The organism is Algoriphagus lacus, from assembly GCF_003583985.1.
Lineage (GTDB): Bacteria > Bacteroidota > Bacteroidia > Cytophagales > Cyclobacteriaceae > Algoriphagus > Algoriphagus lacus.
In genome coordinates this window covers 138,782-163,423 of the sequence record NZ_QXML01000004.1, presented here as the reverse complement: position 1 = coordinate 163,423, position 24,642 = coordinate 138,782, and the positions used below count along the sequence as shown (strand labels likewise).

General features: G+C 42.3%; 22 protein-coding genes and 2 tRNA genes. 18 read left to right on the top strand and 6 right to left on the bottom strand.

Going from position 1 to position 24,642, the window contains the following annotated elements; translation table 11 throughout:
* Positions 1-12: 12 nt before the first annotated feature.
* On the bottom strand, positions 13-1,212 hold the full coding sequence (gene lhgO / locus D0X99_RS09690) for an L-2-hydroxyglutarate oxidase (RefSeq protein ID WP_119477591.1): 1,200 nt from the start codon (positions 1,210-1,212) through the stop codon (positions 13-15).
* Between the two features lie 170 nt (positions 1,213-1,382).
* Here lhgO and D0X99_RS09685 point away from each other — a divergent pair, with 170 nt between their 5' ends.
* From D0X99_RS09685 to rplT, 5 genes are all read left to right on the top strand, one after another.
* Positions 1,383-3,860: a DUF5686 and carboxypeptidase-like regulatory domain-containing protein gene (locus D0X99_RS09685; protein ID WP_119477590.1), complete on the top strand. Its 2,478-nt coding sequence runs from the start codon at positions 1,383-1,385 to the stop codon at positions 3,858-3,860.
* A gap of 110 nt (positions 3,861-3,970) precedes the next feature.
* Complete coding sequence (gene thrS / locus D0X99_RS09680) at positions 3,971-5,920, top strand: threonine--tRNA ligase (RefSeq protein ID WP_119477589.1); 1,950 nt, start codon at positions 3,971-3,973, stop codon at positions 5,918-5,920.
* 82 nt (positions 5,921-6,002) lie between these two features.
* Positions 6,003-6,557, top strand: a complete 555-nt coding sequence (infC, locus tag D0X99_RS09675; protein WP_233553692.1) for a translation initiation factor IF-3 — start codon at positions 6,003-6,005, stop codon at positions 6,555-6,557.
* A 25-nt stretch (positions 6,558-6,582) separates the two neighbouring features.
* Entirely contained in the window at positions 6,583-6,777 is a 195-nt protein-coding gene (gene rpmI, locus D0X99_RS09670) for a 50S ribosomal protein L35 (protein ID WP_119477587.1), read from the top strand.
* Between the two features lie 108 nt (positions 6,778-6,885).
* Complete coding sequence (rplT, locus tag D0X99_RS09665; RefSeq protein WP_077350132.1) at positions 6,886-7,230, top strand: 50S ribosomal protein L20; 345 nt, start codon at positions 6,886-6,888, stop codon at positions 7,228-7,230.
* A 53-nt stretch (positions 7,231-7,283) separates the two neighbouring features.
* On the opposite strand, the gene D0X99_RS09660 is transcribed toward rplT, so the two are convergent.
* A complete protein-coding gene (locus tag D0X99_RS09660; protein WP_119477585.1) occupies positions 7,284-8,612 on the bottom strand; it encodes an Nramp family divalent metal transporter in 1,329 nt (442 codons plus the stop codon).
* Between the two features lie 81 nt (positions 8,613-8,693).
* Positions 8,694-8,767: transfer RNA gene (locus D0X99_RS09655), tRNA-Met, on the bottom strand.
* A gap of 310 nt (positions 8,768-9,077) precedes the next feature.
* Between D0X99_RS09655 and D0X99_RS09650 the strand changes: the two genes are divergently transcribed.
* From D0X99_RS09650 to bshB1, 8 genes are all read left to right on the top strand, one after another.
* Positions 9,078-9,473 carry an START-like domain-containing protein gene (locus tag D0X99_RS09650; protein WP_119477584.1) on the top strand — a complete coding sequence of 132 codons (396 nt, stop codon included), beginning with the start codon at positions 9,078-9,080 and terminating at the stop codon, positions 9,471-9,473.
* Between the two features lie 70 nt (positions 9,474-9,543).
* The gene (locus D0X99_RS09645; protein ID WP_119477582.1) at positions 9,544-11,307 is read left to right on the top strand and encodes an LptF/LptG family permease; all 1,764 of its coding nucleotides are present in this window, start codon (positions 9,544-9,546) and stop codon (positions 11,305-11,307) included.
* A gap of 61 nt (positions 11,308-11,368) precedes the next feature.
* Positions 11,369-11,644 (top strand): 30S ribosomal protein S15, encoded by a 276-nt coding sequence (gene rpsO, locus D0X99_RS09640; protein ID WP_119477580.1) that lies wholly within the window; start codon positions 11,369-11,371, stop codon positions 11,642-11,644.
* 101 nt (positions 11,645-11,745) lie between these two features.
* Positions 11,746-13,893 carry a polyribonucleotide nucleotidyltransferase gene (gene pnp / locus D0X99_RS09635; protein WP_119477578.1) on the top strand — a complete coding sequence of 716 codons (2,148 nt, stop codon included), beginning with the start codon at positions 11,746-11,748 and terminating at the stop codon, positions 13,891-13,893.
* 57 nt (positions 13,894-13,950) lie between these two features.
* The gene (locus tag D0X99_RS09630; protein ID WP_026951708.1) at positions 13,951-14,814 is read left to right on the top strand and encodes a sigma-70 family RNA polymerase sigma factor; all 864 of its coding nucleotides are present in this window, start codon (positions 13,951-13,953) and stop codon (positions 14,812-14,814) included.
* A gap of 161 nt (positions 14,815-14,975) precedes the next feature.
* Entirely contained in the window at positions 14,976-15,920 is a 945-nt protein-coding gene (gene trxB, locus D0X99_RS09625; protein WP_119477576.1) for a thioredoxin-disulfide reductase, read from the top strand.
* Positions 15,921-15,929: 9 nt separating this feature from the next.
* Positions 15,930-16,970, top strand: coding sequence for a M23 family metallopeptidase (locus D0X99_RS09620; RefSeq protein ID WP_119477574.1), 1,041 nt, complete (start codon positions 15,930-15,932; stop codon positions 16,968-16,970).
* Between the two features lie 18 nt (positions 16,971-16,988).
* Positions 16,989-17,708 carry a bacillithiol biosynthesis deacetylase BshB1 gene (gene bshB1, locus D0X99_RS09615; RefSeq protein WP_119477573.1) on the top strand — a complete coding sequence of 240 codons (720 nt, stop codon included), beginning with the start codon at positions 16,989-16,991 and terminating at the stop codon, positions 17,706-17,708.
* Here the strand turns inward: bshB1 and pdxH are convergent, their stop codons facing one another.
* Positions 17,709-18,344 carry a pyridoxamine 5'-phosphate oxidase gene (gene pdxH / locus D0X99_RS09610; RefSeq protein ID WP_119477857.1) on the bottom strand — a complete coding sequence of 212 codons (636 nt, stop codon included), beginning with the start codon at positions 18,342-18,344 and terminating at the stop codon, positions 17,709-17,711.
* A gap of 101 nt (positions 18,345-18,445) precedes the next feature.
* Between pdxH and D0X99_RS09605 the strand changes: the two genes are divergently transcribed.
* From D0X99_RS09605 to D0X99_RS09585, 5 genes are all read left to right on the top strand, one after another.
* Positions 18,446-19,015 (top strand): YqgE/AlgH family protein, encoded by a 570-nt coding sequence (locus tag D0X99_RS09605; protein ID WP_119477571.1) that lies wholly within the window; start codon positions 18,446-18,448, stop codon positions 19,013-19,015.
* Between the two features lie 48 nt (positions 19,016-19,063).
* A complete protein-coding gene (locus D0X99_RS09600) occupies positions 19,064-21,154 on the top strand; it encodes a DUF349 domain-containing protein (RefSeq protein ID WP_119477569.1) in 2,091 nt (696 codons plus the stop codon).
* A gap of 98 nt (positions 21,155-21,252) precedes the next feature.
* Positions 21,253-21,328 (top strand) — tRNA-Thr (locus D0X99_RS09595).
* Positions 21,329-21,378: 50 nt separating this feature from the next.
* Positions 21,379-21,681, top strand: coding sequence for a GIY-YIG nuclease family protein (locus D0X99_RS09590; RefSeq protein ID WP_119477568.1), 303 nt, complete (start codon positions 21,379-21,381; stop codon positions 21,679-21,681).
* 237 nt (positions 21,682-21,918) lie between these two features.
* Positions 21,919-22,299, top strand: a complete 381-nt coding sequence (locus tag D0X99_RS09585) for a hypothetical protein (RefSeq protein WP_119477566.1) — start codon at positions 21,919-21,921, stop codon at positions 22,297-22,299.
* Positions 22,300-22,476: 177 nt separating this feature from the next.
* Here D0X99_RS09585 and D0X99_RS09580 read toward each other — a convergent pair whose 3' ends face one another.
* Complete coding sequence (locus D0X99_RS09580; protein ID WP_119477564.1) at positions 22,477-23,595, bottom strand: Gfo/Idh/MocA family protein; 1,119 nt, start codon at positions 23,593-23,595, stop codon at positions 22,477-22,479.
* 186 nt (positions 23,596-23,781) lie between these two features.
* Positions 23,782-24,642 carry a sugar phosphate isomerase/epimerase family protein gene (locus D0X99_RS09575; RefSeq protein WP_119477562.1) on the bottom strand — a complete coding sequence of 287 codons (861 nt, stop codon included), beginning with the start codon at positions 24,640-24,642 and terminating at the stop codon, positions 23,782-23,784.

Sequence of the window (24,642 nt, the reverse complement as noted above, 5' to 3'; positions counted from 1 at the left end):
CTCCTTTTCATTTTAAAATCTTTTTATTGCCATCTCGGCAACCGTACCTCCAATAGACAAAGAACTTGTCGCAGCAGGTGAAGGGGCATTCAGCACGTTAATAGCGAAAGGAGACTCACGGATAGCAAAATCATCCAATAAACCTCCTGTTCGATCACATGCTTGGGCACGTACACCAGCTCCTCCGTCTACCAAATCCGATTCCTGAATTTCCGGAATTAATTCCTGAAGGGCTTTCGTAAAGGCGCCCTTTGAAAACGAACGGTATAATTCCCCAAAACCAGTTTTCCAATATTTGGCAGCTACCTTTTGAAATCCAGGCCACGCAAGCGTTTCTACAAGTTCGCTAAGATTGATTTGGGATTTTTTATAGCCCTCTCTTCTAAAAGCCAAAACGGCATTTGGACCCGCTTCGACGCCTCCTTTTTTCATTCTGGTAAAATGAACTCCCAAGAAAGGGAAGTTTGGATCCGGAACCGGATAAATCAAGTTTTTGACCAGGTATTCTTTTTCCTTTTTCAGCTTGTAATATTCTCCACGGAAAGGGATGATTTTCACGTCGTCTATTTCAGGATCATTCATCTGAGCAACTTTGTCTGAGTACAATCCTGCACAGTTGATTACCAATTTTGCTTCAAAAGTTTTATTTAACGTTTCAATGTAATTGATTCCGTCTTTTTGACTTATTTTCAATACTTTATGATTCAGAAAAATCTCTCCGCCACTTTGAATTATTTTTCTACCATAGGCTAAGGCCACCTGAAAATAATCAACGATACCTGTCTGAGGCACATGAAGCGCAGCCACACCAGCACAATAAGGTTCGAATTCTTTCAATTCTTCCAAGGTGATTGATCGGGTGCCGGTAAGTCCATTTTGCAAACCTCTTTCCAATAGTGTTTTGAGCAATGGCTTTTGTTCCTCCCGAGTTGCAACGACCACTTTACCGGTGATTTCAAATGGGATTTTTTCTTCCTGGCAAAACTGAATCAATTCATGATACCCATTGATGCAATTTGTGGCCTTCAAGGAACCCGGTTTGTAATAAAGACCTGAGTGAATCACACCGGAATTATTGCCGGTTTGGTGTTTGGAAAGTTGACCTTCTTTTTCCAAAAGGGCAATCTTTAGATCTGGACGCGCTTTCTGAATTTTAAGCCCAGTAGCCAAGCCCACAATTCCACCTCCGACAATTACTACATCGTATATCATGTTCAAAATCAATTTGGCCTCAAATATACATGCCGATTAATCATTCCAAGAGCTTTTGGTGTTCAATAAAGAGCTCTGATTTTGGAAAATTTCACACTTGGAATGAACCAAGAAGCTCCAGTTTAAATTTAACTTGCGTCAGTTTTAGATTTTCAGCTACAGTGCATTCAATGCTTCGAGCCCTTCTTTTTGCAGTTTTCCTTCTTTTTTCAAGTCCCCTTTGGGCCCAATTTACCATCCAAGGAAGGGTGACAGATGCAGAAACAGGTGACCCGATCGCTTTTGCCAATGTAATCCTGAAAGGCACCACCACTGGAATTACTACGGATTTTGAGGGAAATTACCTCATTCAGTCGAGGACGTTGAGTGACAGTTTACAAGTCAGCTACTTGGGATATATCACCCAGTCCAAGCCGTTACTCAATCAGCCCGACCAAACGATCAATTTCCAGTTGAGACCAACTTCATTTGAGTTGGAAGCTTTTGTCTTTGAGGCGGGTGAAAATCCTGCCTTTGAAATTATCCGAAGGGCCTCAGAACGAAGAAAGGACTTTGACAAACGATCCTTGAACGCCTACGAAACAAAGAATTACACCAAAATTGAAATCGACATCGATAATCTTTCGGAGGATTTCCGACAGCGAAAATCTGTTCAGAAAGTCACATCGGTGCTCGACAGTATACAGGAGTTGACCAATGACGAGGGGGAAAAGATCCTTCCGGTTTTTTTCTCTGAAACGGTTTCCAAGTTTTACTACCGAAATAACCCTGAGCTTCGCAAGGAAGTAATCGAAAAATCCAAGGTTTCCGGAGTGGGGATCACCGATGGTTCTACTACCTCCCAAATTACCGGATCGGTTTTCCAGGAATATAATTTTTACAAAAACTGGCTTTCCATCCTGAACAAGGATTTCATTTCGCCCATAGCCGACGGATGGAAAACCTTTTACGATTATGATCTGCTGGACTCTGTCTTGGTGGGTCAGGATACCTGTTACAAACTCACAGTTTATCCTCGGAGGGAGCAGGATTTGGCTTTTTCGGGCACGATCTGGATCAAGAAGGACGATTATTCACTCAAGCAAGTAGACCTTACGATTCCCAAGACGGCAAATTTGAACTTTGTTGACCGGATCAAAATCCAGCAAGAACTAGAACCAAGTTCTGCAGGCCCGTTGATTCCTTCCAAAACCCGAGTTTTAATTAAAATTGCCCAAGTAACAGATGATACAGCTGGTCTTTTGGCAAAGTTTTACACGGCCACGGACAGTGTCGTAGTCAACGATCCCAAGGCTACCAGTTTCTTTAACCAGGCGGTGGAGTTGAAACCGGACTTTGGAGATTCAGATGCAAATTTTTGGGTTGAAAATAGGCCAGATCCTCTGAGTTCGGAGGAATTGGCAGTGCTGCAGATGGTGGATACTTTGAAGCGGATCCCGATTATCCGATTTTACTCGGAAGGATTGAAGTTTTTTGCAACGGGATACAAAATGATCGGAAAGGTGGATATCGGTCCTTGGCCAGGATTTTTCAATTACAATGACGTGGAAAGTGTGCGCTTGGGGATGGGGGTACGAACCAATTATAAGTTTAGTAAAAAGTGGGAACTGAAGGGATATTTGGCTTATGGTTTTGGAGATGAAACCTGGAAATATTCCGGCTCAGTCACCCGAATTCTTGACAGAAACCGATGGACAACCATCCAAGCTTATTCCAACAAGGAAATTGATCAGGTCGGATTGGAAATTGCGAACCTCCAGAGCAACAGTGTATTTCTTGCCGCCAGCCGTTTTGGTACGTTAAGAAGTCCGTATTTAAGTACCAATCACGGGATCAACATTCAGCGGGAATTTTTCAAGGGATTTTTGGTAAAAGCGGGCATGAACTCCGGTCAGTTTGATCCGCTTTACAATTTTTACTATTTGGAAAAAGACACCAGAGAATATAAATCAAGCTTTGAAACAGCCGAAATAAGGCTTGGAATCCGATATGGCCGGGATGAAATCATTATTATCAATGACAATGAACGCGCTTCATTGGGCTCGTTAAAATGGCCAATTTTTGAAGTCAATTATACCAAAGGAATGCAATGGCTGGGTGGTGACATGGAGTACTCCAAACTTTCATTTTATGTCTATCAGCGAATTAATATGGGATTGCTGGGAGTGGGCAGGTATGAATTGGATGCGGGAAAGATTTTTGGAGAGGTTCCTTACCCGATCCTGAAAAATCACCTTGGTAATGAAACGGTCTTCTACACAACGGCCGCTTTCAACACTATGAATTTCACCGAATTCACCTCAGATCAATATTTCAGCATTCGCTACCGGCATGCCTTCGAAGGCTTTCTCCTCAATTCCATTCCTCTGATTAAGCGGTTGAAATGGAGAGCCGTTGGAAATGCCAATGTACTTTGGGGTTCGGTAGAAAACTATAATGTAGAGAATGTGCCCGCTGTGGATCCGGAAGGCAATCCATTGAATACCTTTGGACGATTGGATTTTGGGAAACCCTATTTGGAACTAGGCTATGGAATTGAGAATATTTTCAAATTTTTCAGGGTGGATTTTTTCCATCGGATGACTTATTTGGATAATCCCGGCGCGAAACCATTTCAGGTGAAAATCAGTGCTCAGTTTATTCTTTGAAAGAAAGTTTTCAGGATTCGGTTCTTTAATATTTTTCCTTTGCCTGCTGCTTATGCATATTTGCAGTTGAATCAACCTGCCTGTTTGTATGGGCAGAAAAACAAAAACACATGTCACAACAAATTAAGATTACCCTTCCGGACGGTTCCGTTAGGGAGTATGAAAAAGGAACTACCGGGCTACAGATTGCTGCTAGTATCAGCGAGGGTTTGGCACGGAATGTCCTTGCAGCCAAAGTAAACGGACAGGTTTGGGATGCAACCCGTCCCATCCATGAGAATTCCACTTTGCAATTGCTGACCTGGAATGACCTTGAAGGGAAGAACACCTTCTGGCACTCATCCGCCCACTTGATGGCTGAGGCATTGGAAGCCCTGTATCCCGGCACCAAATTCGGCATTGGTCCGCCAATTGAGACTGGATTTTATTATGACGTAGACTTTGGAGATCACAAGTTGGAAGGTGATGAGCTGGAAAAGATCGAAATCAAAATGATCGAGCTTGCCAAGGAAAAGAATGAATACATCCGTAAGGAAGTCAAAAAAAAAGACGCTGTTGCCTACTTCCAGGAAAAGGGGGATGAATACAAGCTTGACCTTTTGGAAGGATTGGAAGACGGTTCGATTACGTTCTATGAGCAAGGAAACTTCACAGATCTTTGCCGAGGCCCACACATTCCAAACACCGGATTTATCAAAGCAGTAAAGTTGACCAATATTGCAGGCGCCTATTGGAGAGGGGATGAGAAGCGAAAAATGCTAACTCGTATTTATGGGGTGACATTCCCAAAGGCTCAGGAATTGAAAGATTATCTGACGCTTTTGGAAGAAGCCAAAAAACGCGATCACAGAAAAATCGGCCGTGAACTGGAGCTTTTCACTTTCTCTGAAAAAGTGGGAATGGGATTGCCGCTTTGGCTTCCCAAAGGCACGCTGCTGCGTGAGCGCTTGATTAGCTTCATGAAAAAGGCTCAGGATAAATCAGGCTATCAACAGGTGACTACTCCCCACATCGGAAGCAAAGTGTTGTATGAAACTTCCGGTCATTATGAGAAGTATGGCAAAGATTCATTCCAGCCGATAACAACACCACATGAAGGTGAAGCATTTTTGTTGAAGCCAATGAACTGTCCTCACCACTGTGAGATTTATAAACATAAGCCAAGATCATATAAAGATTTACCGATTCGCTATGCTGAGTTCGGAACCGTTTACCGTTACGAGCAAAGCGGAGAATTACACGGTTTGACTCGGGTTCGGGGATTTACTCAGGATGATGCGCACATATTCTGCCGTCCGGATCAGGTGAAAGAAGAGTTCATCAAAGTCATTGATTTGGTACTTTATGTATTCAAAGCCTTGGGCTTTCAGGATTACACTGCTCAGATTTCTTTGAGAGATCCTGAGAAAAAGGAAAAATACATCGGAACAGACGAAGCTTGGGAAAAAGCAGAATCTGCAATTATCGAGGCTGCCGCAGAAAAAGGACTTGAAACTGTCACAGAACTAGGCGAAGCAGCCTTTTATGGCCCAAAGCTCGATTTCATGGTGAAAGATGCCTTGGGTAGAAAATGGCAGTTGGGTACCATTCAGGTTGACTATCAATTACCGGAGCGATTCCAGTTGGAGTACATTGGCTCTGATAATCAGAAGCACCGACCTGTGATGATCCATAGAGCACCATTTGGTTCCTTGGAGCGATTTGTAGCAGTTTTGATTGAGCATTGTGCAGGTGATTTTCCACTTTGGCTTTCACCAGAACAGATTAATATTCTCCCTATTTCAGAGAAGTATATTGCTTATGCAGAAGAACTGAAAAGTATTTTGGACGAAGCAGGCATAACTGGAAATATCGATAACCGAGATGAAAAAATCGGCAGAAAGATTCGTGATTCGGAGGTTAAGAAGGTTCCTTTCATGCTGATCGTAGGAGAAAAAGAACAGGAAGAACGTAAGATTTCTGTGCGAAAGCACGGACAAGGAGACTTGGGAACCTTCTCTCCGGAGGAATTCATCAAGTATTTTCAAGGGATTATTTCAGAATCATTGAGTCAGCAGTAAAACGTATTATTTTATTCTTTTTTTAGAATTAGAAATAATTCCGATATTTGCAGGCATTTAACAAAAAACAACCAAAGCTAACTTGAATCCAAGACCACAGCAGCCAAGAGGAAGACAAGAAGAACCTTATCGTATCAATCACAAGATCAGAGTACGTGAAGTAAGGTTAGTAGGTGATTTTGTAGAAGGGGGCAACGCCGTTCTTCCTATAGAAAAAGCCATTAAACTAGCCCAAGACAACGAGTTGGATCTTGTTGAGATTTCCCCTAATGCCGAGCCTCCAGTTTGTAAAATCATTGATTACGCAAAGTTTAAGTACGAGCAAAAGAAAAAGCAAAAGGAGATCAAGGCAAATGCGGCCAAAGTTGTTTTAAAGGAAATCAGATTCGGACCTAATACAGATGACCACGACTTCAATTTCAAGTTGAAGCACGCGATCAACTTTCTAAAAGAAGGAGCAAAAGTAAAGGCTTATGTACATTTCGTCGGCCGCTCGATTGTTTTCAAAGAAAGAGGAGAGATGCTACTCTTGAAATTTGCCCAAGCTCTTGAAGATCAAGGAGTAGTAGAGCAAATGCCAAAGTTGGAGGGTAAGCGGATGAACATCTTTATTGCACCGAAACCTGGCAAAAAATAAATTTCAACCAACTAAATACAGCAAAATGCCTAAAGTAAAAACCAAATCAAGTGCAAAGAAGCGGTTCTCTTTAACAGGGACCGGCAAGATCAAAAGGAAACACGCTTTCAAAAGCCACATCCTGACGAAAAAATCTACTAAGCGTAAGCATAACCTCACCAAAGCTGGTTTGGTACATACTTCCGACGAAGGTAGAGTAAGAGACATGCTGAAGATCTGATCTTCATTCCATCCTCTTAAAAAAAGTAAGGTTTATTAATTCACCAGATGCTTTGGTAAACAAGATTCCGAACAAATCGGAACACCAAGTGTCAAAAAACAAAATACTATGCCTAGATCAGTAAACGCGGTAGCGTCACGAGCAAGAAGAAAAAAGGTACTTAAGGCCACTAGAGGTTACTTCGGAAGAGGTAAAAACGTGTGGACGGTAGCCAAAAACAAGTATGAGAAAGGTCTTCAGTACGCATACAGAGACCGTAAAGCAAAGAAAAGAGAATTCAGAGCTTTGTGGATTCAGCGTATCAATGCCGGTGCCAGAGAGCACGGTGTTTCCTATTCTCAATTGATGGGTTTGTTGAAGAAAGCTGAAATCGAACTTAACAGAAAGGTTTTGGCTGATTTGGCAATGAACCATCCTGAGGCATTCAAAGCTGTAGTTGAAAGAGTAAAATAAGGTTTGCACTTCCTTATTTTGCAAAAGCCTTCCTTTGGGAAGGCTTTTTTTGTTTAGAATAGTTTGAAAATTCCATAGGCAGATACCAGTAAAATTGAAACCACACTTAGCCAGAACATGATTTCCGACCAAGGGCCTGATAGTAGTTTTAACTCCCTGTTTTTTGCCCGAAATTGAACTGCGCCTACTACCACAACCAAAAGAAGAACTGACCCAACAACTCCTCCTGAAAGCACCATAAATCCGGGAAGTTTTACGAATAGGTAAGTGACAATCCAAAGTATTGGAAACACCCAAGCTAACATTCTGATCCATTTTTCACGGGTCAACTCATCTGTAGTTTTGATCCATCCAAACTGGTAAAATAGATCTGGAAATAACCTGGACCAATAAGCAAGTGTTGCAAACACGCTGGAATAAAGGGCAAAAAAACCACCAGCCAAGTAGCCAAATCTTGCGCCTTGCCCCAGAGATTCTGTATAAATATTGGCTAATGCATTAATCAATTCAGTACCATCCGGAATTTCCTTCTGACCATAAAGGACTGCCGCGCCTAAAAGATAAAACGCTGCAGTTACCAGTGTGTAAATTATCATGGCCAAAAAAGCATCCAGATACATTATTTTTATCCACCCTCGAGCCCTAATTTTCCAGGCTTCCGAACCATCATTTGGGCCAGTGTATGCAGCATAACCTTTCTCCTGACACCAATAGGTATAAGCGATGATTTCATCGCTTGCAACTCCAGTAATGCCAAAAGCTCCGATTGCAACAAAAATGACCTGTTGGGGTAATTCGAAAGTCAATCCTGATAAAACTTGTTCAAAGGAGAATCGATAGGGGGTAAAAAACAAACCTATTAGGGAGGCTATTGTAAATAGGGTAAACCCAAATACCATCAAAGTGGCTGCTTTTTCGATGAGGTGGTAGTAGTTTTTAAAAATCAGTAAACTGAGGCTAAATCCAAGCAATATCACCCATAGAGTCACAGGGATTCCCGGGAAAATAAGGGATAAAACAATGGCTGATCCTCCTAGCATGCCTCCAAGCTGCAGGATTTTGATTAGGGTCAATAAGAATGTAGACCATACCGCCCAGTTTCCTTTTCCAAATACCGGACCTGAAAGTCTATTGAACTCATGCATCAAAGGATTACCTGAAACAATGGCATTTTTTCCATATTCAAGCTGAATAGCGACTTTGATCAGGCAGCTTACCAGAATCACCCAAAACGTGATAAAACCACCTTTTGCACCAAGTACTGTGGTGGCAATTAATTCACCTGAGCCAACAATTGAAGCAGAAAGAATAAACCCAGGGCCCAGAAAACCGAGTTTTTTGAAAAAAGAGGTTGGTGGGTTTTGGATGGATTTAGGGCTCATTCAGTTGGAATATAGCCAAAAAGGTTTTTCAAATTACCGAATTCCAAAAATGAAAAAGGCTTTCATTTCTGAAAGCCTTTGTAGCGAGGACGGGAGTTGAACCCGTGACCTCAGGGTTATGAATCCTGCGCTCTAACCAACTGAGCTACCTCGCCAAATATTTTTAAACTAATAATTCAAATTCTTTAAGGCGATGGAGCCGTTTCCGCCGCGTCGGATATGAATCCAGAGGTTATCGGAATACCTCGCCGAATTAGTTTAAATAAATTTTTTATCGTGTGGGTTTTTGAAATTAATGGCTAACTTAAACCATCATCAGATTCCCAAAAATCAGGCGTTTTCCTTGTGAAATAAGCCTCTTTTAGCCCCCTTTAAAAGGGAATGCAAATATGAGGTCTTGTACTTTGAAATGCAAGTTCAGTTTTGAGAAAAAGTGTGAAAAAATCACCTTTAAATTATCGCATTATGGTCAAAAATAAGTTTGTAGCTGATTATCAAATAAATGCTTCCAAGAAAATTGTCTTTCATTATTTAAGTACTGCCAGTGGGTTAGAGGAGTGGTTTGCAGATGAAGTGCGGATTGATGAGGATAAAAATTACATTTTCAATTTTGACAATGAAGATCACTATGCCCGATTAACTTCTCTTAGGTCCAACATCCATGTGAAGTTTGATTTTTTTGATCCTAAAAACCCAAATGAGTCCGATCATTCCTTCATTGAGTTCAAGTTGGAGGAAAATGAATTGACTCAGTCGCTTTTTTTGAAAGTAATCGATTATTCCAATGATTATGAAGAAGAAGAATTGGAAGCGATATGGGATGGAATGGTTTCCAAGTTAAAAGAGATTATCGGTGGATAAATTCCATTCAAATTACCAACTTTGAATTCCGGTAGCGGTAATCGTTGCTTTTCCGGCGAAGTGTGTAAGGATGAAAAAACTCGATAAGCTTATTTTAGGATCCTTTTTGGGGCCATTTTTACTGACTTTTTTGGTTGTTGACTTCATTCTACTGATTGTCAACATGCTTAAGTATTTTGATGAGATTTTCGGGAAAGGATTGGGGTTTTGGATCTACGCCGAATTGATCGGATACTTTGTGATCAGCATTTCTCCAATGGCTCTTCCTTTGGCGGTATTGCTTTCAAGCCTTATGACGTTTGGTAATCTAGGCGAGCATTTTGAGTTGACAGCAATCAAAAGCAGCGGAATCTCTTTGATCAGGGCCATGCGGCCTATTGGGATTTTTGCAATTATGCTGACCATAGTTGCCTTTTTATCCAATAATTATCTGGTCCCCAAAGTCAACTTGAAAACCTTCAGCCTTTTATATGATATAAGGATGAAGTCACCGGCATTGGATATCAAAGAGGGTGTTTTTTATGCCGGTATTCCTAATTACAGTATTAAAGTCAACCAAAAACTTGATGATGTCAGGCTTAAAGACATTATTATCTATAATCATGCAGAGCAGGATGGTAATTTGAATGTCACCTTGGCCGATTCCGGCAGAATGGAGACATTTTTCAATGATAGCTATTTAAAACTTACGCTGTATAACGGTCAGAATTATAAAGAGGCCAGGTCAACTCGCGGTATTTCTGAACCGCCAGTTGAGTTCTCAAGAACGAAGTTTGATGAAAATGTTATCGTGTTTAATCTGGATGCATTTCAATTGAGCCGTACTCCTGAAGATCTATGGTCGACCAATCGTGCAATCAAAAATATTAATGAGATTAGACTTGGGTTAGACTCTATCAATACAATCGTAAATGACCTGAAATTTCAGAATTTCCAAACTGCTGAAAGTATTTATCCTTTTTTCACTAAAAACAGAAAGCTGACTCCTCCTGAAGAAATCAAGAGGAGAAAACAGCGGGATGATGAACTAAGAAGGAGTCGAATAGAAAAAGAGTCCCGAGAAAAAGACTCATTGGTTAAAGTAAAAATTGAACAGGATTCAGGCCAGCTGAAAATCATTGACTCTCTAAACTCCCGAGAGTTAAATCTAGCAGTAGCTTCCACAACCGAAGCGCCCAAGTCTGATTCGCTTTTTGAGCGGAAACTTAGAAGGAGATTTGCCATTCAGGATACCGTAGCGGAAAAACCTGTCCTAATTACCTCCGTGGACACAACAGGAAAAGAGGAGGTAAAGAAAGTACCAAGAACAGCACCCCTAACTGTAACGGAAAAACAACTTCTCGACTCCGTTATTTACAAGCGAGGCTATATTTCCAATGCCATGACGATGGCCTTGAACAATTCAAGAAATCTAAAGAATACATTTAATGTAAAAATGTCTCAAGTGGATAGTCATGAAAGAGAATACCGGAGATATGAGATCGCTTGGTATCAAAAATACACCCAGGCTATAGCATGTTTCGTGATGTTTTTGATTGGCGCCCCCTTGGGATCAATTATTAAAAAAGGTGGTTTGGGGATGCCGGTTTTAATTTCAATTATTTTCTTCATTTTATTCTACATGTTGACCATCACAGGTGAAAAATGGGCAAAAGAGGGAGTAACTGATTCGTTATTTGGGACAGTATTCTCTAACCTATGCCTGCTACCTTTTGGTCTGTTTTTCCTTAGACAAGCAAGAAAAGATGCGCGGCTTTTTGAAGCTGATTTTTATTCTGGACTATGGAAAAAAGTGTCCGGCTTTTTGGCCAAATCCTTAGCAAAATCCAATTGAGCGTTTACTTTTTGAAATAATAGTCATACCTTTGTAACTGTTTTATAAAATTTAGCTAAACATGTATTTAACATCAGAGAAAAAACAAGAGTTGTTTAAGAATCATGGACGGTTAAAATCTGCTACTGATACAGGATCTCCTGAATCTCAGATTGCCCTCTTCACACACAGAATCCAGCATTTGACTGAGCACTTGAAGTCAAATAAAAAAGATCACTCCTCAAGATTGGGTTTGATGAAGCTGGTAGGTAAAAGAAGAAGCTTGCTGGATTACCTCCATAAGAATAACATTGAGCGATACAGAGCAATCATTGCCGAGCTCGGAATCAGAAAATAATCCTTTCAGTAAGGTTCTCTAACTTGAGAACCTTACTTTTTTCTTTTTTAAGCTAGATGCAAAAATTTTTCAGACCGAAGAAATTATACTAATAACCATTTATGTTACCAAATTTAATCACCAAGTCCATCTACTTACAGGATGGCAGAGAAATCATTATCGAGACAGGAGCACTTGCCAAACAGGCTGACGGTTCTGTAGTAGTTAGAATGGGTAAAGCCATGTTGTTGGCTACCGTAGTTGCAAAAAAAGATGCTTTGGAAGGAGTAGACTTTTTGCCTTTGTCAGTTGACTATCAAGAAAAATTTGCTGCCTCCGGAAAGATTCCAGGAGGATTTTTGAAGAGAGAAGGAAAGCTTTCTGACTATGAAGTATTGATCAGCCGATTGGTTGACCGAGCTATTCGTCCGATTTTCCCTGATGATTATCATGCAGATACTCAGGTTGCTATAACCTTGATGTCTTCTGATGATGAGGTTTTACCGGATTGCTTGGCTGGCCTGGCTGCTTCAGCTGCCTTGGCGGTTTCGGATATTCCGTTCAACGGTCCAATCTCTGAAGTTCGTGTCGCCAAAATCGACGGCACATTGCTTTTAAATCCAAGTCCAGCCCAACTTGCAAAAGCAAGCTTGGAATTTATCGTTGCCGGTTCATTGGAATATATTCTGATGGTTGAGGGTGAGGCTTCTGAAATCCAGGAAGATGAAATGGTCGAGGCGTTGCAGTTTGCACATGAAGAGATCAAGCGTCACTGCTTGGCTCAAATGGAATTGACCAAGATGGTTGGGAAAGAAAAGAAGAGAGAATACTCTCACGAAAAATCCGACCCCGCCTTGTACGATAAAATGAAGTCTGAGCTTTACGACAAGCTGTTTGCTTCAGTAAGTAAGCAAATCGCAAATAAGTCTGAGCGTTCGGCCTTGATCAAAGAAATTAAAGATGAATTCGTCGCTAACCTTGGTGAAAATCATGGTTTTGAGGCTAGTTTAATCGGACCATATTTTCATAAAATCCATAAAGAAGCTGCAAGAAATCTTACGCTTGAGACCAAGAAAAGATTGGATGGCAGAAATTTGGATGAAATCAGACCGATTTGGTCGGTTGTTGATTACTTGCCTTCTGCTCATGGTTCTGCAGTTTTCACTAGAGGTGAAACCCAGTCTGTAACGACATGTACCTTGGGTACCAAGATGGACGAGCAGATGGTTGATGGCGCTGTTATTTCAGGCTACAACAAATTCTTTTTGCACTATAACTTCCCTGGTTTTTCAACCGGTGAGGTTAAACCTAACAGAGGCCCAGGTAGAAGAGAGGTAGGACATGGCAACTTGGCCATGAGAGCGTTGAAGAAAGTCCTTCCTCCTGAAAACGAAAATCCATACACCATTCGAATCGTTTCAGACATTCTGGAATCAAACGGATCTTCTTCGATGGCAACTGTTTGTGCGGGTTCTTTGGCTTTGATGGATGCGGGTGTTCAGATTAAGGCTCCTGTTACCGGAATTGCAATGGGGATGATTTCCGATGCTAAGACCAAGAAATATGCAATCCTTTCTGATATCCTTGGTGATGAAGATCATTTGGGAGACATGGACTTCAAAGTGACTGGTACCGAAAAAGGAATCACTGCCTGTCAGATGGACCTTAAGGTAGAAGGTTTGGATTACTCTGTTTTAAAAGAAGCACTGTACCAAGCCAAAGAAGGACGCCTTCATATTCTGAGAGAAATTTCTAAAACTCTTGCAGCTCCTAAAGCTGATCTTAAGCCTCATACTCCACGTTCATTTATGATGTGGATCCCTAAGGAATTGATTGGCGCAGTAATCGGACCAGGTGGAAAAGTAATCCAGGAAATTCAAAAAGACACAGCTACTACGATTGTCATTGAAGAAATAGAAGGTCAAGGCAAGATTAATGTGTTCTCTGCAAATCAAACCAATATGGATGCAGCGATCAGAAGGATCAAAGCAATTGTTGCTCAGCCTGAAATTGGTGAGGTTTATACTGGTAAAGTGAAAAACATTCAACCATTTGGTGCATTTGTGGAATTTATGCCGGGCAAAGATGGTTTACTTCATATCTCCGAGATCAAGTGGGAGCGTCTGGAAAGTATGGATGGAGTGCTCGAACCAGGTGAAGAGATCATGGTCAAATTGATTGACGTTGACAAAAAGACAGGTAAATTCAAACTTTCGCGAAAGGTTCTTTTGCCAAAGCCTGAAAAACCTGAATCCAAAGGTCAGGCTTGATCAAACATTTGACTATCTTATTGCATTAAAAAATTAATTTCTCAAATTCTATTCTGAATGAGGCAGCTAAAAATTAGCAAGCAGATTACCAACAGAGAATCCCAATCACTGGATAAATACTTGCAGGAAATTGGTAAAGTGGACCTGTTGACAGCGGATGAAGAAGTGGTTTTGGCAAAGCGGATTCGTGAAGGCGATCAACTTGCCCTCGAAAAATTGACCAAAGCTAACCTCCGATTTGTGGTATCTGTGGCCAAACAATACCAAAATCAAGGTCTTTCCCTGGGAGACTTGATCAATGAAGGAAACCTTGGTTTGATCAAAGCTGCGCAGCGTTTTGACGAAACCCGTGGTTTTAAGTTCATTTCCTATGCAGTTTGGTGGATTAGACAGTCTATCCTTCAGGCATTGGCAGAGCAATCCAGAATTGTTCGTCTGCCATTGAACCGAGTTGGTTCGTTGAATAAGATATCAAAAACATTCAGCGAATTGGAGCAAAAGTTCGAGCGCGAGCCGTCTCCTGAGGAGTTGGCAGAAGTGCTTGAAGTGACTGCTTCCGAGGTGGTTGATACCATGAAGATTTCAGGTCGTCACGTATCCATGGACGCTCCGTTTGTTCAAGGAGAAGAAAACAGTCTTCTTGATGTATTGGAAAACGACGGAGATGAAAAACCGGACGATGGCTTGATGACTGATTCTCTCAGAAAAGAAGTTCAGCGAGCGCTATCTACCTTGACTCAACGGGAAGCAGACGTGATCACCCTTTATTTTGGATTGAATGGTGAACACGCTATGACCCTGGAGGAAATCGGTGAAAAGTTTAATTTGACCAGAGAAAGAGTACGACAGATTAAAGAAAAAGCAATCCGAAGGCTGCGTCATACTTCCAGAAGTAAGACGCTCAAACCTTATCTGGGATAAAAGATCGAAAGGGGCTCAGGCCCCTTTTTTATTGTTAATCCCACCAAATTTTATTCAACTGAGAATAAGTGACAACCCTCTCTTTTGGGAATTTTAACTCTACCTGGTTTTGTTACCTATTCAAAAATGACAAAATTTAACCGATTTAATACAAGCTATTAATGAACCAAGAAATTGAAAGGGTCAAGGTATTGATCATCGGATCAGGCCCTGCCGGCTACACCGCCGCTATTTATGCCTCAAGGGCAGGTTTATCCCCGATTCTTTATACCGGTGGACAGCCAGGAGGTCAACTCACCATCACCAATGATGTTGAAAATTATCCTGGATACCCAGATGGAATTATGGGTCCTGAGATGATGGAAGATTTTAAGAAACAGGCCGAGCGATTTGGAACAGATGTACGTTATGGCATGGTGACTAAAGTTGATTTTTCTGCCAGACCGCATTTGGTTACAGTGGATGATCAGAAAATTATTCACGCTGAAACGGTGATAATTTCTACCGGTGCTTCTGCAAAATGGCTGGGTATAGAAAGTGAATCCCGATTAAATGGTAAAGGAGTTTCTGCTTGCGCGGTATGTGATGGGTTCTTTTTCAGAGGCCAGGAAGTGGCCATTGTTGGAGCCGGTGATACGGCTTGTGAGGAAGCCTCTTACCTTGCTAATATATGCTCCAAAGTTTACATGATCGTGAGAAGGGAAGAAATGAGAGCTTCTCAAATCATGCAAAAGCGGGTAATGAACAATCCAAAAATTGAAATCCTTTGGAATACAGAAACAGAAGAAATTCTCGGCGAAGAAGAAGTCAACGGAGTTCGTGTTGTCAACAATAAAACCGGAGAAAAGCGCGAGATTGCAATTTCTGGCTTCTTTGTTGCTATTGGTCACCAACCAAACACCGAGATTTTCAAAGATTTTATCCAGATGGATTCTTCTGGATATATCAAGACTATCCCCGGAAGTACCAAAACAAACATTGAAGGCGTATTTGCCTGCGGTGACGCTCAGGATAATGTTTATAGACAAGCCGTCACTGCAGCAGGAACAGGCTGTATGGCAGCATTGGATGCGGAACGCTTCCTGGCTGCGCAAGAGCATCATTAAACCCGATTGATGAGGAATTTCATTCTGAAAATTATTCTTGGATTGATCTTGAGCATTGGTTTTTTCGAAGCCAATGCTCAAGTTTTTCCTAAGATTATCAAGAAAAATACTACTACCAATCCAGCAAACTCTCAGGAGAGGAGAAATATCGAACTGAGACAATTTGACGAGGAAACCTATCTGCGTACACTTTCTTCGCAGACGGATTCTTTGATTTTTCAAAATAATGTAAACCTCGCCCGGATGAGATCCATCATCTCGGAAGATGAAAACGACCTTACCTGGGCTCCCACAAATCAACTTATCCGAATATCCGAACAAATTCAAATCGACAGTATTTGGGTGACGGCCTATGAATATTTTTCCAATTGGGACAGTAAAAAAGTAGATATCTATAATTTTCAGATCAAAGATTTTCAGGATAGTGTTACCCTTAAGTTGTATGATATTGAGGCTGGTGAACACTGGAAAATGCCTTTGGATCAAATCAAAGTGAATTCCGTGTATGGTCCAAGATGGGGTAGAGGTCACTATGGAACAGATTTGGATCTGGAAACCGGTGATCCTGTTTATTCTGCGTTTGACGGTATCGTCAGAGTAAGGTCCTATGACCGTTATGGTTGGGGATATTATATTTTGGTCAGGCATAAAAATGGCCTTGAGTCCCTTTATGGACACCTTTCCAAGCAACTGGTGGAAGTAGGAGAGGAATTGAAAGCAGGTGAAGTAGTCGGTAAAGGAGGTAGTACGGGACGAAGTACAGGACCTCACCTTCATTATGAGCTGAGATATCGAGGATTACCCTTTGACCCCCAAAAAGTGTATGATTTTCCAAATCTCACCATAGCTGGACCGATGTTCACGATTTCCAAAGAGCTTTTTGGTCAGGTAGCTCAGGCAAGAGCTGCTGCTTACCACCGTGTAAAAAGGGGAGAAAATTTGGGGTCCATTGCTCGTAAATACGGCGTTACAGTCAGCCAATTGACACGATTGAACCGAATTTCAACCCGGACAATCCTGAGAATTGGCCAAAACCTCCGAGTAAAATAGAAACTTAAGCAAATAGCCATGAGCAAACTTGATATTCTGGTGATCGCTGCGCATCCTGATGACGCTGAATTGGGTTGTTCAGGAACGATAGCCGCACATGTAGCCAAAGGGTACAAAGTGGGTATTGTAGATTTGACCCATGGTGAAATGGGAACCCGAGGCACCCCCGAAATACGGCTGGAGGAATCTGCTGCTGCCGCAAAAGTTCTGGGGCTTTCTGCCAGAGAAAATATGGGATTCAGGGATATATTCTTCAAGGATGATGAATCCCATCAACTGGAATTGATCAAAGTAATTCGGAAATATCAGCCTGACATTGTTTTGGCAAATGCCATTTCAGACCGTCATCCGGATCATGGCAAAGGAGCATCACTTGCTACAAATTCTTGCTTTATGAGTGGCTTGAGAAGGATTGAAACAACTCTGGATGGTGTCTTGCAAGAGGCTTGGAGACCCAAATTCGTCTACCACTACATTCAGAACAATTACATTGAGCCTGATTTTATTTTTGACATCACCCCCCATTGGGACACCAAAATTGCCAGTATTCTGGCTTTCAAATCGCAGTTTTTCGATCCTTCCAGCAAGGAACCTGTAAGTTTCATCTCTTCACCGGAGTTTCTTCCGTTTATTGAATCAAGGGCAAGAGAGCTGGGCCATAGAATCATGGCTAAGTACGGCGAAGGATTTACCGTGGAGCGATTTATTGGAGTTCAGGATCTTTTTGATCTGAAATAATCAGGGAGCTAATCGGGAAATCTTCCACTCTCCATTACTTTGTTTTTGGTAATTGATCCGATCGTGAAGTCGGCTGGGACGTCCCTGCCAAAATTCCACTTTGAAAGGGATAAGGCGGAATCCTCCCCAATGAGGTGGTCGGGTAATGGGTTCTTTGGTAAACCGCTCTTCGACTGATTTTTGAATTTGATCCAATTCTTCTCTACTGGAAATTTCCTTGCTTTGCGGCGAAGTCCAAGCTCCAATCTGTGAGCCAAAAGGTCTTGAAAAATAATACCGATCAGATTCCTCAGCGCTGACTTTTTCCAAATCCCCGGTGACTCTGACTTGTCTTTCTAACTCAGGCCAGAAAAAGGTAAGGCTTGCTTTAGGGTTTGCTGCGATTTCCTGACCTTTTTCACTTTCATAATTTGTGAAAAAGACAAAACCATGATCCACCTCTTTCAAAAGTACAATTCTACTGTTTGGATATCCATTTAGCCCAAATGTGGACAGGCACATGGCATTTACCTCCGGAACCTCAGAATCCACCGCTTCCCCAAACCAAATCTTAAATTGATGAAAGGGTTCATGGGTAACGTCATTGATATCCAATGATTTATAAGAATAGTCTTTGCGGATTTCAGAAAGATTCATGAATTGTAGGAGAAGTTGAAAATTGATTGTTAAAAGTACCACAGGCATTGGATTTTTAAAATTTAAGCCTATATATTTCACACAAAACGAAATTGAACTGCATGAAGAATGATCCTTCCAAACTGCCTCAGGCCGGAAATTTACTTATTTCAGAGCCTTTTTTGCAGGATGAAAACTTTGTTCGCTCGGTTGTATTGCTTTGCGAGCACAACTCGGAAGGAAGCTTTGGATTGGTCTTGAACAAGCCCTCAATTTTACATCTCAGCGAATTGGTTGAGGAACTTTCATTTTTGGAAAGTGAGGTCTATGTCGGTGGTCCAGTGGAGCAGAATACCCTTCATTTTATCTATTTCGGTGAAAAGAAATTGGAGGGAAGCCTTCCAATTGGGGAAAATCTTTGGTGGGGAGGTGATTTTGAAGCTTTGGTCGAGAATTTAAAACTTGGAACCATGCAGGCTGACTCAGTCCGTTTTTTTATCGGCTACAGTGGATGGGGAGCGGGTCAATTGTCCGACGAGTTAAGCGAAAACACCTGGATCATTTGTGAATCAAAAATCGATTCGGAGGTCCTTGAAAATACACCCGAAGAGCTATGGCGGGTACTCCTAAAAAACATGGGAGGGGAGTTTAAGGTAATTGCAAATTATCCCTTGGACCCAAGATTAAATTAGGCAAAATCCCTACTTTTGCCCATATTGCCTTGAAATAGTAGTGTTTTTATGACCGAGAAAAGTAATGAATTGTCCGATAAGGACAAGGTGACCCAAGCTTCTGCTGAGGAAGCAAAAGGTATCGAAAAAGAAAATCAAGCCGGTGAAACTGAGGAAGTAGCTGAACTTGCAGATTCCAAAATTGAGGAAACAGAACCTGTTGCTTCTGAATTAGGAACAGCAGAAGTGTCGGTACCTGAAATTTCCCCAGAAGTAATAGAGGTTGTTGAGGAAAAGATGGAAGAAGCTTCTGGTTCTCAACTTTCTGTTTCAGAAGAGTTGGCCGAATCAGAGTCGGAGGAACTCAATGACCATACCCCATCGGAGGAAGTCACGGCTTCATCCGCTGAAACGCACGAAGAGGCCGTCGAAGAGGAAGAGCATACAGATGAGCACATCGAGCTTGCCGGTCTTACTAAAATTCAACTCCTAAAGCTCCTTAAAGATAAAATACAGCACGGATCGATTCTGAAGCTGGACAAACTAGCTCATGAGATCAAAGCGGCTTTTGACGACTTGGTTTCAAAAGAGCGAGAAGAAGCACTTTCCAAATTCAAGGCAGATGGCGGCTCCGAAGACGACTTCGAATACCGTCAGCATGAAGAGGAGCGGGAGTTTTCCAAAACATTCAATGATTTCCGATACCAGCTCAATTCGCTAAGAAAAGAAGCCGATAAACAAAAAGAAAAGAATCTTACGGCAAAAACTGAATTGCTCAACAGACTTCGTGACTTGGTTGATGGGGAAGAGACCACGCTGAGTATGAATGCGATTAAGTCTATTCAGGAGCAATGGAAGGCTATAGGTCCTGTGCCAATGGCGCAAAGCAAAAACCTTTGGGCGAGCTTCAATGCCTTGATGGATCGGTTTTATGACAACAGAAGTATCTATTTTGAACTGAAGGAGCTCGATCGAAAGAAGAACCTCGAAAGTAAAATGGATCTCTGCCACAAGGCAGAGTTACTCAAAGAAGTCAAAGATCTGAAGGAAGCGATCCGTCAGTTGAATGAACTTCATGAGGAATTTAAGCACATCGGACCTGTGCCACGCGAAGATCAGGAAAACCTCTGGCAGAGGTTCAAAGCTGCTTCCGATGCGGTTTACGATCGAAGAAAAGACTTTTTCGAAGGTCAAAAAGAGGTCTATAAAGTAAATCAAACCGAAAAAGAAAACCTGATAGCACAGCTGGCACCTTACGCGGATTTCAAAGCGGATCGTATCAAAGACTGGAATACCAAAACCAAGGAAATTCTGGAACTTCAGAAGGCTTGGGAGAAAATCGGTCCAGTACCCAAAGAAGCTGGAAAAGACATCAATAAAGCGTTTTGGGCGGCATTTAAGCAGTTTTTCCATAACAAGAATGTCTTCTTTAAGGAGCTTGATGAAATTCGGGCAACCAACCAAAAAAAGGCAGAGGACTTGATTACCCAGGCAGAAGCCCTGATGGAAAACACCGATTGGCAGTCTACAGCCAATCAACTTGTGAAACTTCAGCAGGAGTGGAAAAAGCTTGGTCCAACACCTGAGAAAAACCGCGATGCACTTTACAAGAAGTTCAAAACAGCTTGTGATGCTTTCTTTGAAAACCGAAGAAATACCAATAAGGCAGCAAATACCGAGTTTGACCAAAACCTGAAGAAAAAGCAGGATCTGATCAAGCAGATCGTAGATGCTACCAAAGGGGAGGGATTGAGTGAAGAGACCTTGACCGCATGGGTGGCCGAGTTCAACGAAATCGGATTTGTGCCTCGGAAAAACATCAAGGAAATCCAAGCGCAGTTTAAAGATGCAGTGGATAAGTACCTGGAGAAACTTAATCCGGCTGGATCAGATAAGGATGACTTCCTGTTCCGATTGAACCTGAACCGAATCCAGTCCGATCCAAACTCTGTGAAGACGCTAAACAAGAAAGAACACGGCATTCGTAAGCAGATTTCCGATCTGGAAAACAGCATCACGCTATGGAGAAATAACCTTGAGTTCTTTACAGCTTCCAAAACAGCAGACAAACTCCGGGATCAATTTGACATCAAAATCCAGAAAGCGGAAGAAGAGATCGATAAGTTGAAGAAGAAGCTTTCGATCCTGAAAGAATTCTAAAATTAATCTAGCTCAAAATCTGAGACATATAAAAATCTCTGATATTGGGTTTGGAGCGAATGGACTGAAGGTCTATATTTGCCCCACAATAAAGGAAAGCCTCTTTAGCTCAGCTGGTAGAGCAACTGACTTGTAATCAGTAGGTCGCTGGTTCGATCCCGGCAAGGGGCTCCAAGATAGGGAAGCAGAAATGCTTCCCTTTTTCTTTTTTAGACCACTTTTCAATGAATTCACATTTTGTCTATATTCTTTACTCACAACAAACGGACCGCTATTACATTGGTCAAACGGAAGATCTTGATCGTCGTTTGACTGAACATAATTCCCATCTTTATCAAGATTCCTTTACAAAAATTGCATCTGATTGGCAAATGAAGAAAAGTTTGCCTTGTCAATCTAAGTGGCAAGCGATCAAAATAGAGTCCCACATCAAGAAAAACAGATCAAGGAAATATGTTGAGGATTTTATTCGCTATCCGGAAATAGGTGAAAAATTGTGTAAAAAGTACGCAGATGAAAATCAGTAGGTCGCTGTCCGCGATAGCCATCGGGACGATCCCGGCAAGGGGCTCCAAAAACCACTCAGAAATGAGTTGTTTTTTTGTTTTAGTTTAATTGAATTTATCTTTTTTATCCTTTAATCCTCCTGAGGATGAAATTTACTTCCCTGAGAGTTTTTGCTTTTGACAGTTGTCTGTTTTTGATGATTCGCGAAAAGGGATAATTTCTTATATTTCTAACCATCAATTCAACACTTACCAATCATGAAAAAATTAAGTACAGTTCTCTTTTTTGCCCTTTTTGCTGCTTATACGGTCGTTGGCTTGTCCAGTTTTCAGTCCTTTTCCCCCGAGTATTTCGAAGGCAAATGGGCGGTGACTGTCAAAGATACCCCTCAAGGTACTGCCACCATTCCGATGCGTTTTGAGACAGTGGATGGGGTGACCAAGGGGTATTTTATGGAAGATGCCTCCGGCAATGAAATCGCTATGTCTTCCGTCACCATTTCGGAGGATGTTTTGACTGCGTATTTTACAATTACCGGTTATGACGTGTATATCAGCCTGAAAAAAGTGGATGATGAAAGTGCTACCGGATCCTTGATGGATATGTTTACTGCCGAGGCGAAGAAGGTGAAGGAATAAAGGTAGGATTTCTAATCCTGGACGACAGAAGTTTGGAGGTTAGGAAGTTGGAAAGACTGTGGCGGGGCGCCTTACAAATTCTCTCTCCAATTTCTCTGTGAACTCAGTGGTAAAAAACAGTTGTGTTCTTTGTCTTTAAAAAACTAAGGCCTGGAGGTGATATCCAGGCCTTTTGCTTTATTTCTTGCTCAGGGTAAACTCCGGCAGGTACTTGATTTTTCCTCCTTCCATGGCCGACTCATGGGCCAAAATCCCTACACAGGTGATGTTGGCGGATTGTCTTGCGTCTGGATACGGAGCACGGCCCTCAGTCAAGGCGTTTAGAAACTCATTGACCAAGTGCGGGTGCGAACCTCCATGGCCTGAACCCTGAATAAAGGACAGGTGCTGGTTTTCATCCGAATCATACACGCCTTGGGTTGTAAACGGAGCGATTTCCTCTGGTAACAAATGTGCATAGTCCGGGATTTTCACTTTCTCCGGCACTTCTCCGGTATGGATGACCGAATCCTCATGCTCGATCAAGGTCCACTCGAAGGACTTTTTGGAGCCGTACACATCAAAGCTTTCCCGATACTGTCTGGCCGTATTGAACAGGGAACGGGTCACCTCAGCGGCCAAGTCGGAATCTTTTAGTTTGATGTGGCAGGTTTCGATCGCAAATGGGGAACCGTACTTTGGAATTAGGTTTTCATCGATTCTACCGGAACCCAAGCAGGACACATATTCCGCCTGACCCTTTGGCAAAGCCAAAACTGGACCTACACAATGTGTGGCGTAATGCATGGGAGGGAGGCCTTCCCAATAGCCTGGCCAACCAGCCATTTCCTGCTGGTGGGAAGCGCGGAGAAACTGAATTTTGCCCAGTTCCCCTTTCTCGTACATTTCCTTGACGAAAAGGAATTCACGGCTGTAAATCACCGTCTCCATCATCATGTAGGTGAGCCCGGTCTCCTCGCAGAGTTCCACGATTTGGCGGCATTCTTCTACTGTGGTCGCCATGGGAACCGTACAGGCTACATGTTTGCCGGCACGAAGTGCTTTGATACTTTGCTCCGCATGGTTTTGAATCGGTGTATTGATGTGGACGGCATCGATGTTAGGATCTTTCAGGAGCTCGTCGTAATCGGTGTAGACTTTCTCGATACCGAATGCCTTTCCGATTTCCTCTGCTTTTTCCTTATTGCGCTGGCAAATCGCATACATGTTGGCCAATGGGTGTTTTTGATAAATCGGAATAAACTCCGCACCAAATCCCAGTCCGATGATCGCGATGTTGATTGGTTTTTTGCTCATTTGTGAGTTAATTTTTGGGTTGAAAAAGGGTGTTTTTATGTTAGGAGGTCAGGATGTTTGGAAGTTGGGTAGTTACCTATGCCGATGCTTTAACCACTTCAACAAGCTCAGTGACCTAAGTTCAGCACTTGTAAAGGATGCGAAAATCTCATAATTCCCATTTCGTGCTTCAGACCTCATCCTTCATTATTCCGCGGCCCATTTCCTGAGGAATTCCAAGCCTTCTTTGGCGAAGCCGTCCTGAGATGGAACCAAAGGTTTCCAGATGCATACCGCACCGGCCAATTCCTTAATCTCTGGGGTGAAGCTTTCGATGGAGATTACGCCCTGATAATTGACCGCTTCTAGGCCTCGCTTCCAGGCCGCCCAGTTGGTTTGGCCGGTTCCGGGAGTGCCACGGTAGTTTTCCGATACCTGAACGTGGATCAGTTTGTCGCCGACTCTTCGAATGGCTGCTTCAATACTGGGCTCTTCGATATTCATGTGAAATCCATCCAGAATTGCTTTGGCCTGTGGTTCGTTGATATCTGTGATCAATTGCATCAATTCCTCAGCAGTATTGATCAGATCCGTTTCAAACCGGTTCAGTGTCTCTATCGCGATTTCCTGTCCGAATTCTGCTGCACGATGGCAGACTTTTCGGAGGTTGGTCACGGCCCGGTTCCATTCGATTTTTTTCTGCTCCGGAGAGACCAAACGGGCTTTTCCAACAGCAGAGTACATCGGACCTGCCACAAATTTAGCCCCGAGTTGTGAGGAAATTTCAAAGCAGGAATCGAGGTAATCGAAGCAGGTTTTGTGAAAGGAGGGATCGTCGTGAGTCAGGTCTCGACTGGTTCCGAAAGCCCCGCAGATAATGGGACTGAGCCCATTATCTGCCAATGCTTTCTTTACCAAATCAATATCTATTAAACTGGGGTCTTCCACCGGAATTTCCACCGCATCGTACCCGTAGCTTTTGATTTTTGGAAAAAGCCTGACGGTTTCGTTGTTGAAAGGAGAAGTCCAGAGCCAGGTGCTGACTGCAAATTTTACATTCAAGGCCAT

What these genes read in the sequence shown, in the direction of transcription:
- lhgO (WP_119477591.1), bottom strand. Translation starts at nt 1,212, where the DNA reads ATGATATACGATGTAGTAATTGTCGGAGGTGGAATTGTGGGCTTGGCT.
- D0X99_RS09685 (WP_119477590.1), top strand. Translation starts at nt 1,383, where the DNA reads ATGCTTCGAGCCCTTCTTTTTGCAGTTTTCCTTCTTTTTTCAAGTCCC.
- thrS (WP_119477589.1), top strand. Translation starts at nt 3,971, where the DNA reads ATGTCACAACAAATTAAGATTACCCTTCCGGACGGTTCCGTTAGGGAG.
- rpmI (WP_119477587.1), top strand. Translation starts at nt 6,583, where the DNA reads ATGCCTAAAGTAAAAACCAAATCAAGTGCAAAGAAGCGGTTCTCTTTA.
- rplT (WP_077350132.1), top strand. Translation starts at nt 6,886, where the DNA reads ATGCCTAGATCAGTAAACGCGGTAGCGTCACGAGCAAGAAGAAAAAAG.
- D0X99_RS09660 (WP_119477585.1), bottom strand. Translation starts at nt 8,612, where the DNA reads ATGAGCCCTAAATCCATCCAAAACCCACCAACCTCTTTTTTCAAAAAA.
- D0X99_RS09650 (WP_119477584.1), top strand. Translation starts at nt 9,078, where the DNA reads ATGGTCAAAAATAAGTTTGTAGCTGATTATCAAATAAATGCTTCCAAG.
- D0X99_RS09645 (WP_119477582.1), top strand. Translation starts at nt 9,544, where the DNA reads ATGAAAAAACTCGATAAGCTTATTTTAGGATCCTTTTTGGGGCCATTT.
- rpsO (WP_119477580.1), top strand. Translation starts at nt 11,369, where the DNA reads ATGTATTTAACATCAGAGAAAAAACAAGAGTTGTTTAAGAATCATGGA.
- pnp (WP_119477578.1), top strand. Translation starts at nt 11,746, where the DNA reads ATGTTACCAAATTTAATCACCAAGTCCATCTACTTACAGGATGGCAGA.
- D0X99_RS09630 (WP_026951708.1), top strand. Translation starts at nt 13,951, where the DNA reads ATGAGGCAGCTAAAAATTAGCAAGCAGATTACCAACAGAGAATCCCAA.
- trxB (WP_119477576.1), top strand. Translation starts at nt 14,976, where the DNA reads ATGAACCAAGAAATTGAAAGGGTCAAGGTATTGATCATCGGATCAGGC.
- D0X99_RS09620 (WP_119477574.1), top strand. Translation starts at nt 15,930, where the DNA reads ATGAGGAATTTCATTCTGAAAATTATTCTTGGATTGATCTTGAGCATT.
- bshB1 (WP_119477573.1), top strand. Translation starts at nt 16,989, where the DNA reads ATGAGCAAACTTGATATTCTGGTGATCGCTGCGCATCCTGATGACGCT.
- pdxH (WP_119477857.1), bottom strand. Translation starts at nt 18,344, where the DNA reads ATGAATCTTTCTGAAATCCGCAAAGACTATTCTTATAAATCATTGGAT.
- D0X99_RS09605 (WP_119477571.1), top strand. Translation starts at nt 18,446, where the DNA reads ATGAAGAATGATCCTTCCAAACTGCCTCAGGCCGGAAATTTACTTATT.
- D0X99_RS09600 (WP_119477569.1), top strand. Translation starts at nt 19,064, where the DNA reads ATGACCGAGAAAAGTAATGAATTGTCCGATAAGGACAAGGTGACCCAA.
- D0X99_RS09590 (WP_119477568.1), top strand. Translation starts at nt 21,379, where the DNA reads ATGAATTCACATTTTGTCTATATTCTTTACTCACAACAAACGGACCGC.
- D0X99_RS09585 (WP_119477566.1), top strand. Translation starts at nt 21,919, where the DNA reads ATGAAAAAATTAAGTACAGTTCTCTTTTTTGCCCTTTTTGCTGCTTAT.
- D0X99_RS09580 (WP_119477564.1), bottom strand. Translation starts at nt 23,595, where the DNA reads ATGAGCAAAAAACCAATCAACATCGCGATCATCGGACTGGGATTTGGT.
- D0X99_RS09575 (WP_119477562.1), bottom strand. Translation starts at nt 24,642, where the DNA reads ATGGCCTTGAATGTAAAATTTGCAGTCAGCACCTGGCTCTGGACTTCT.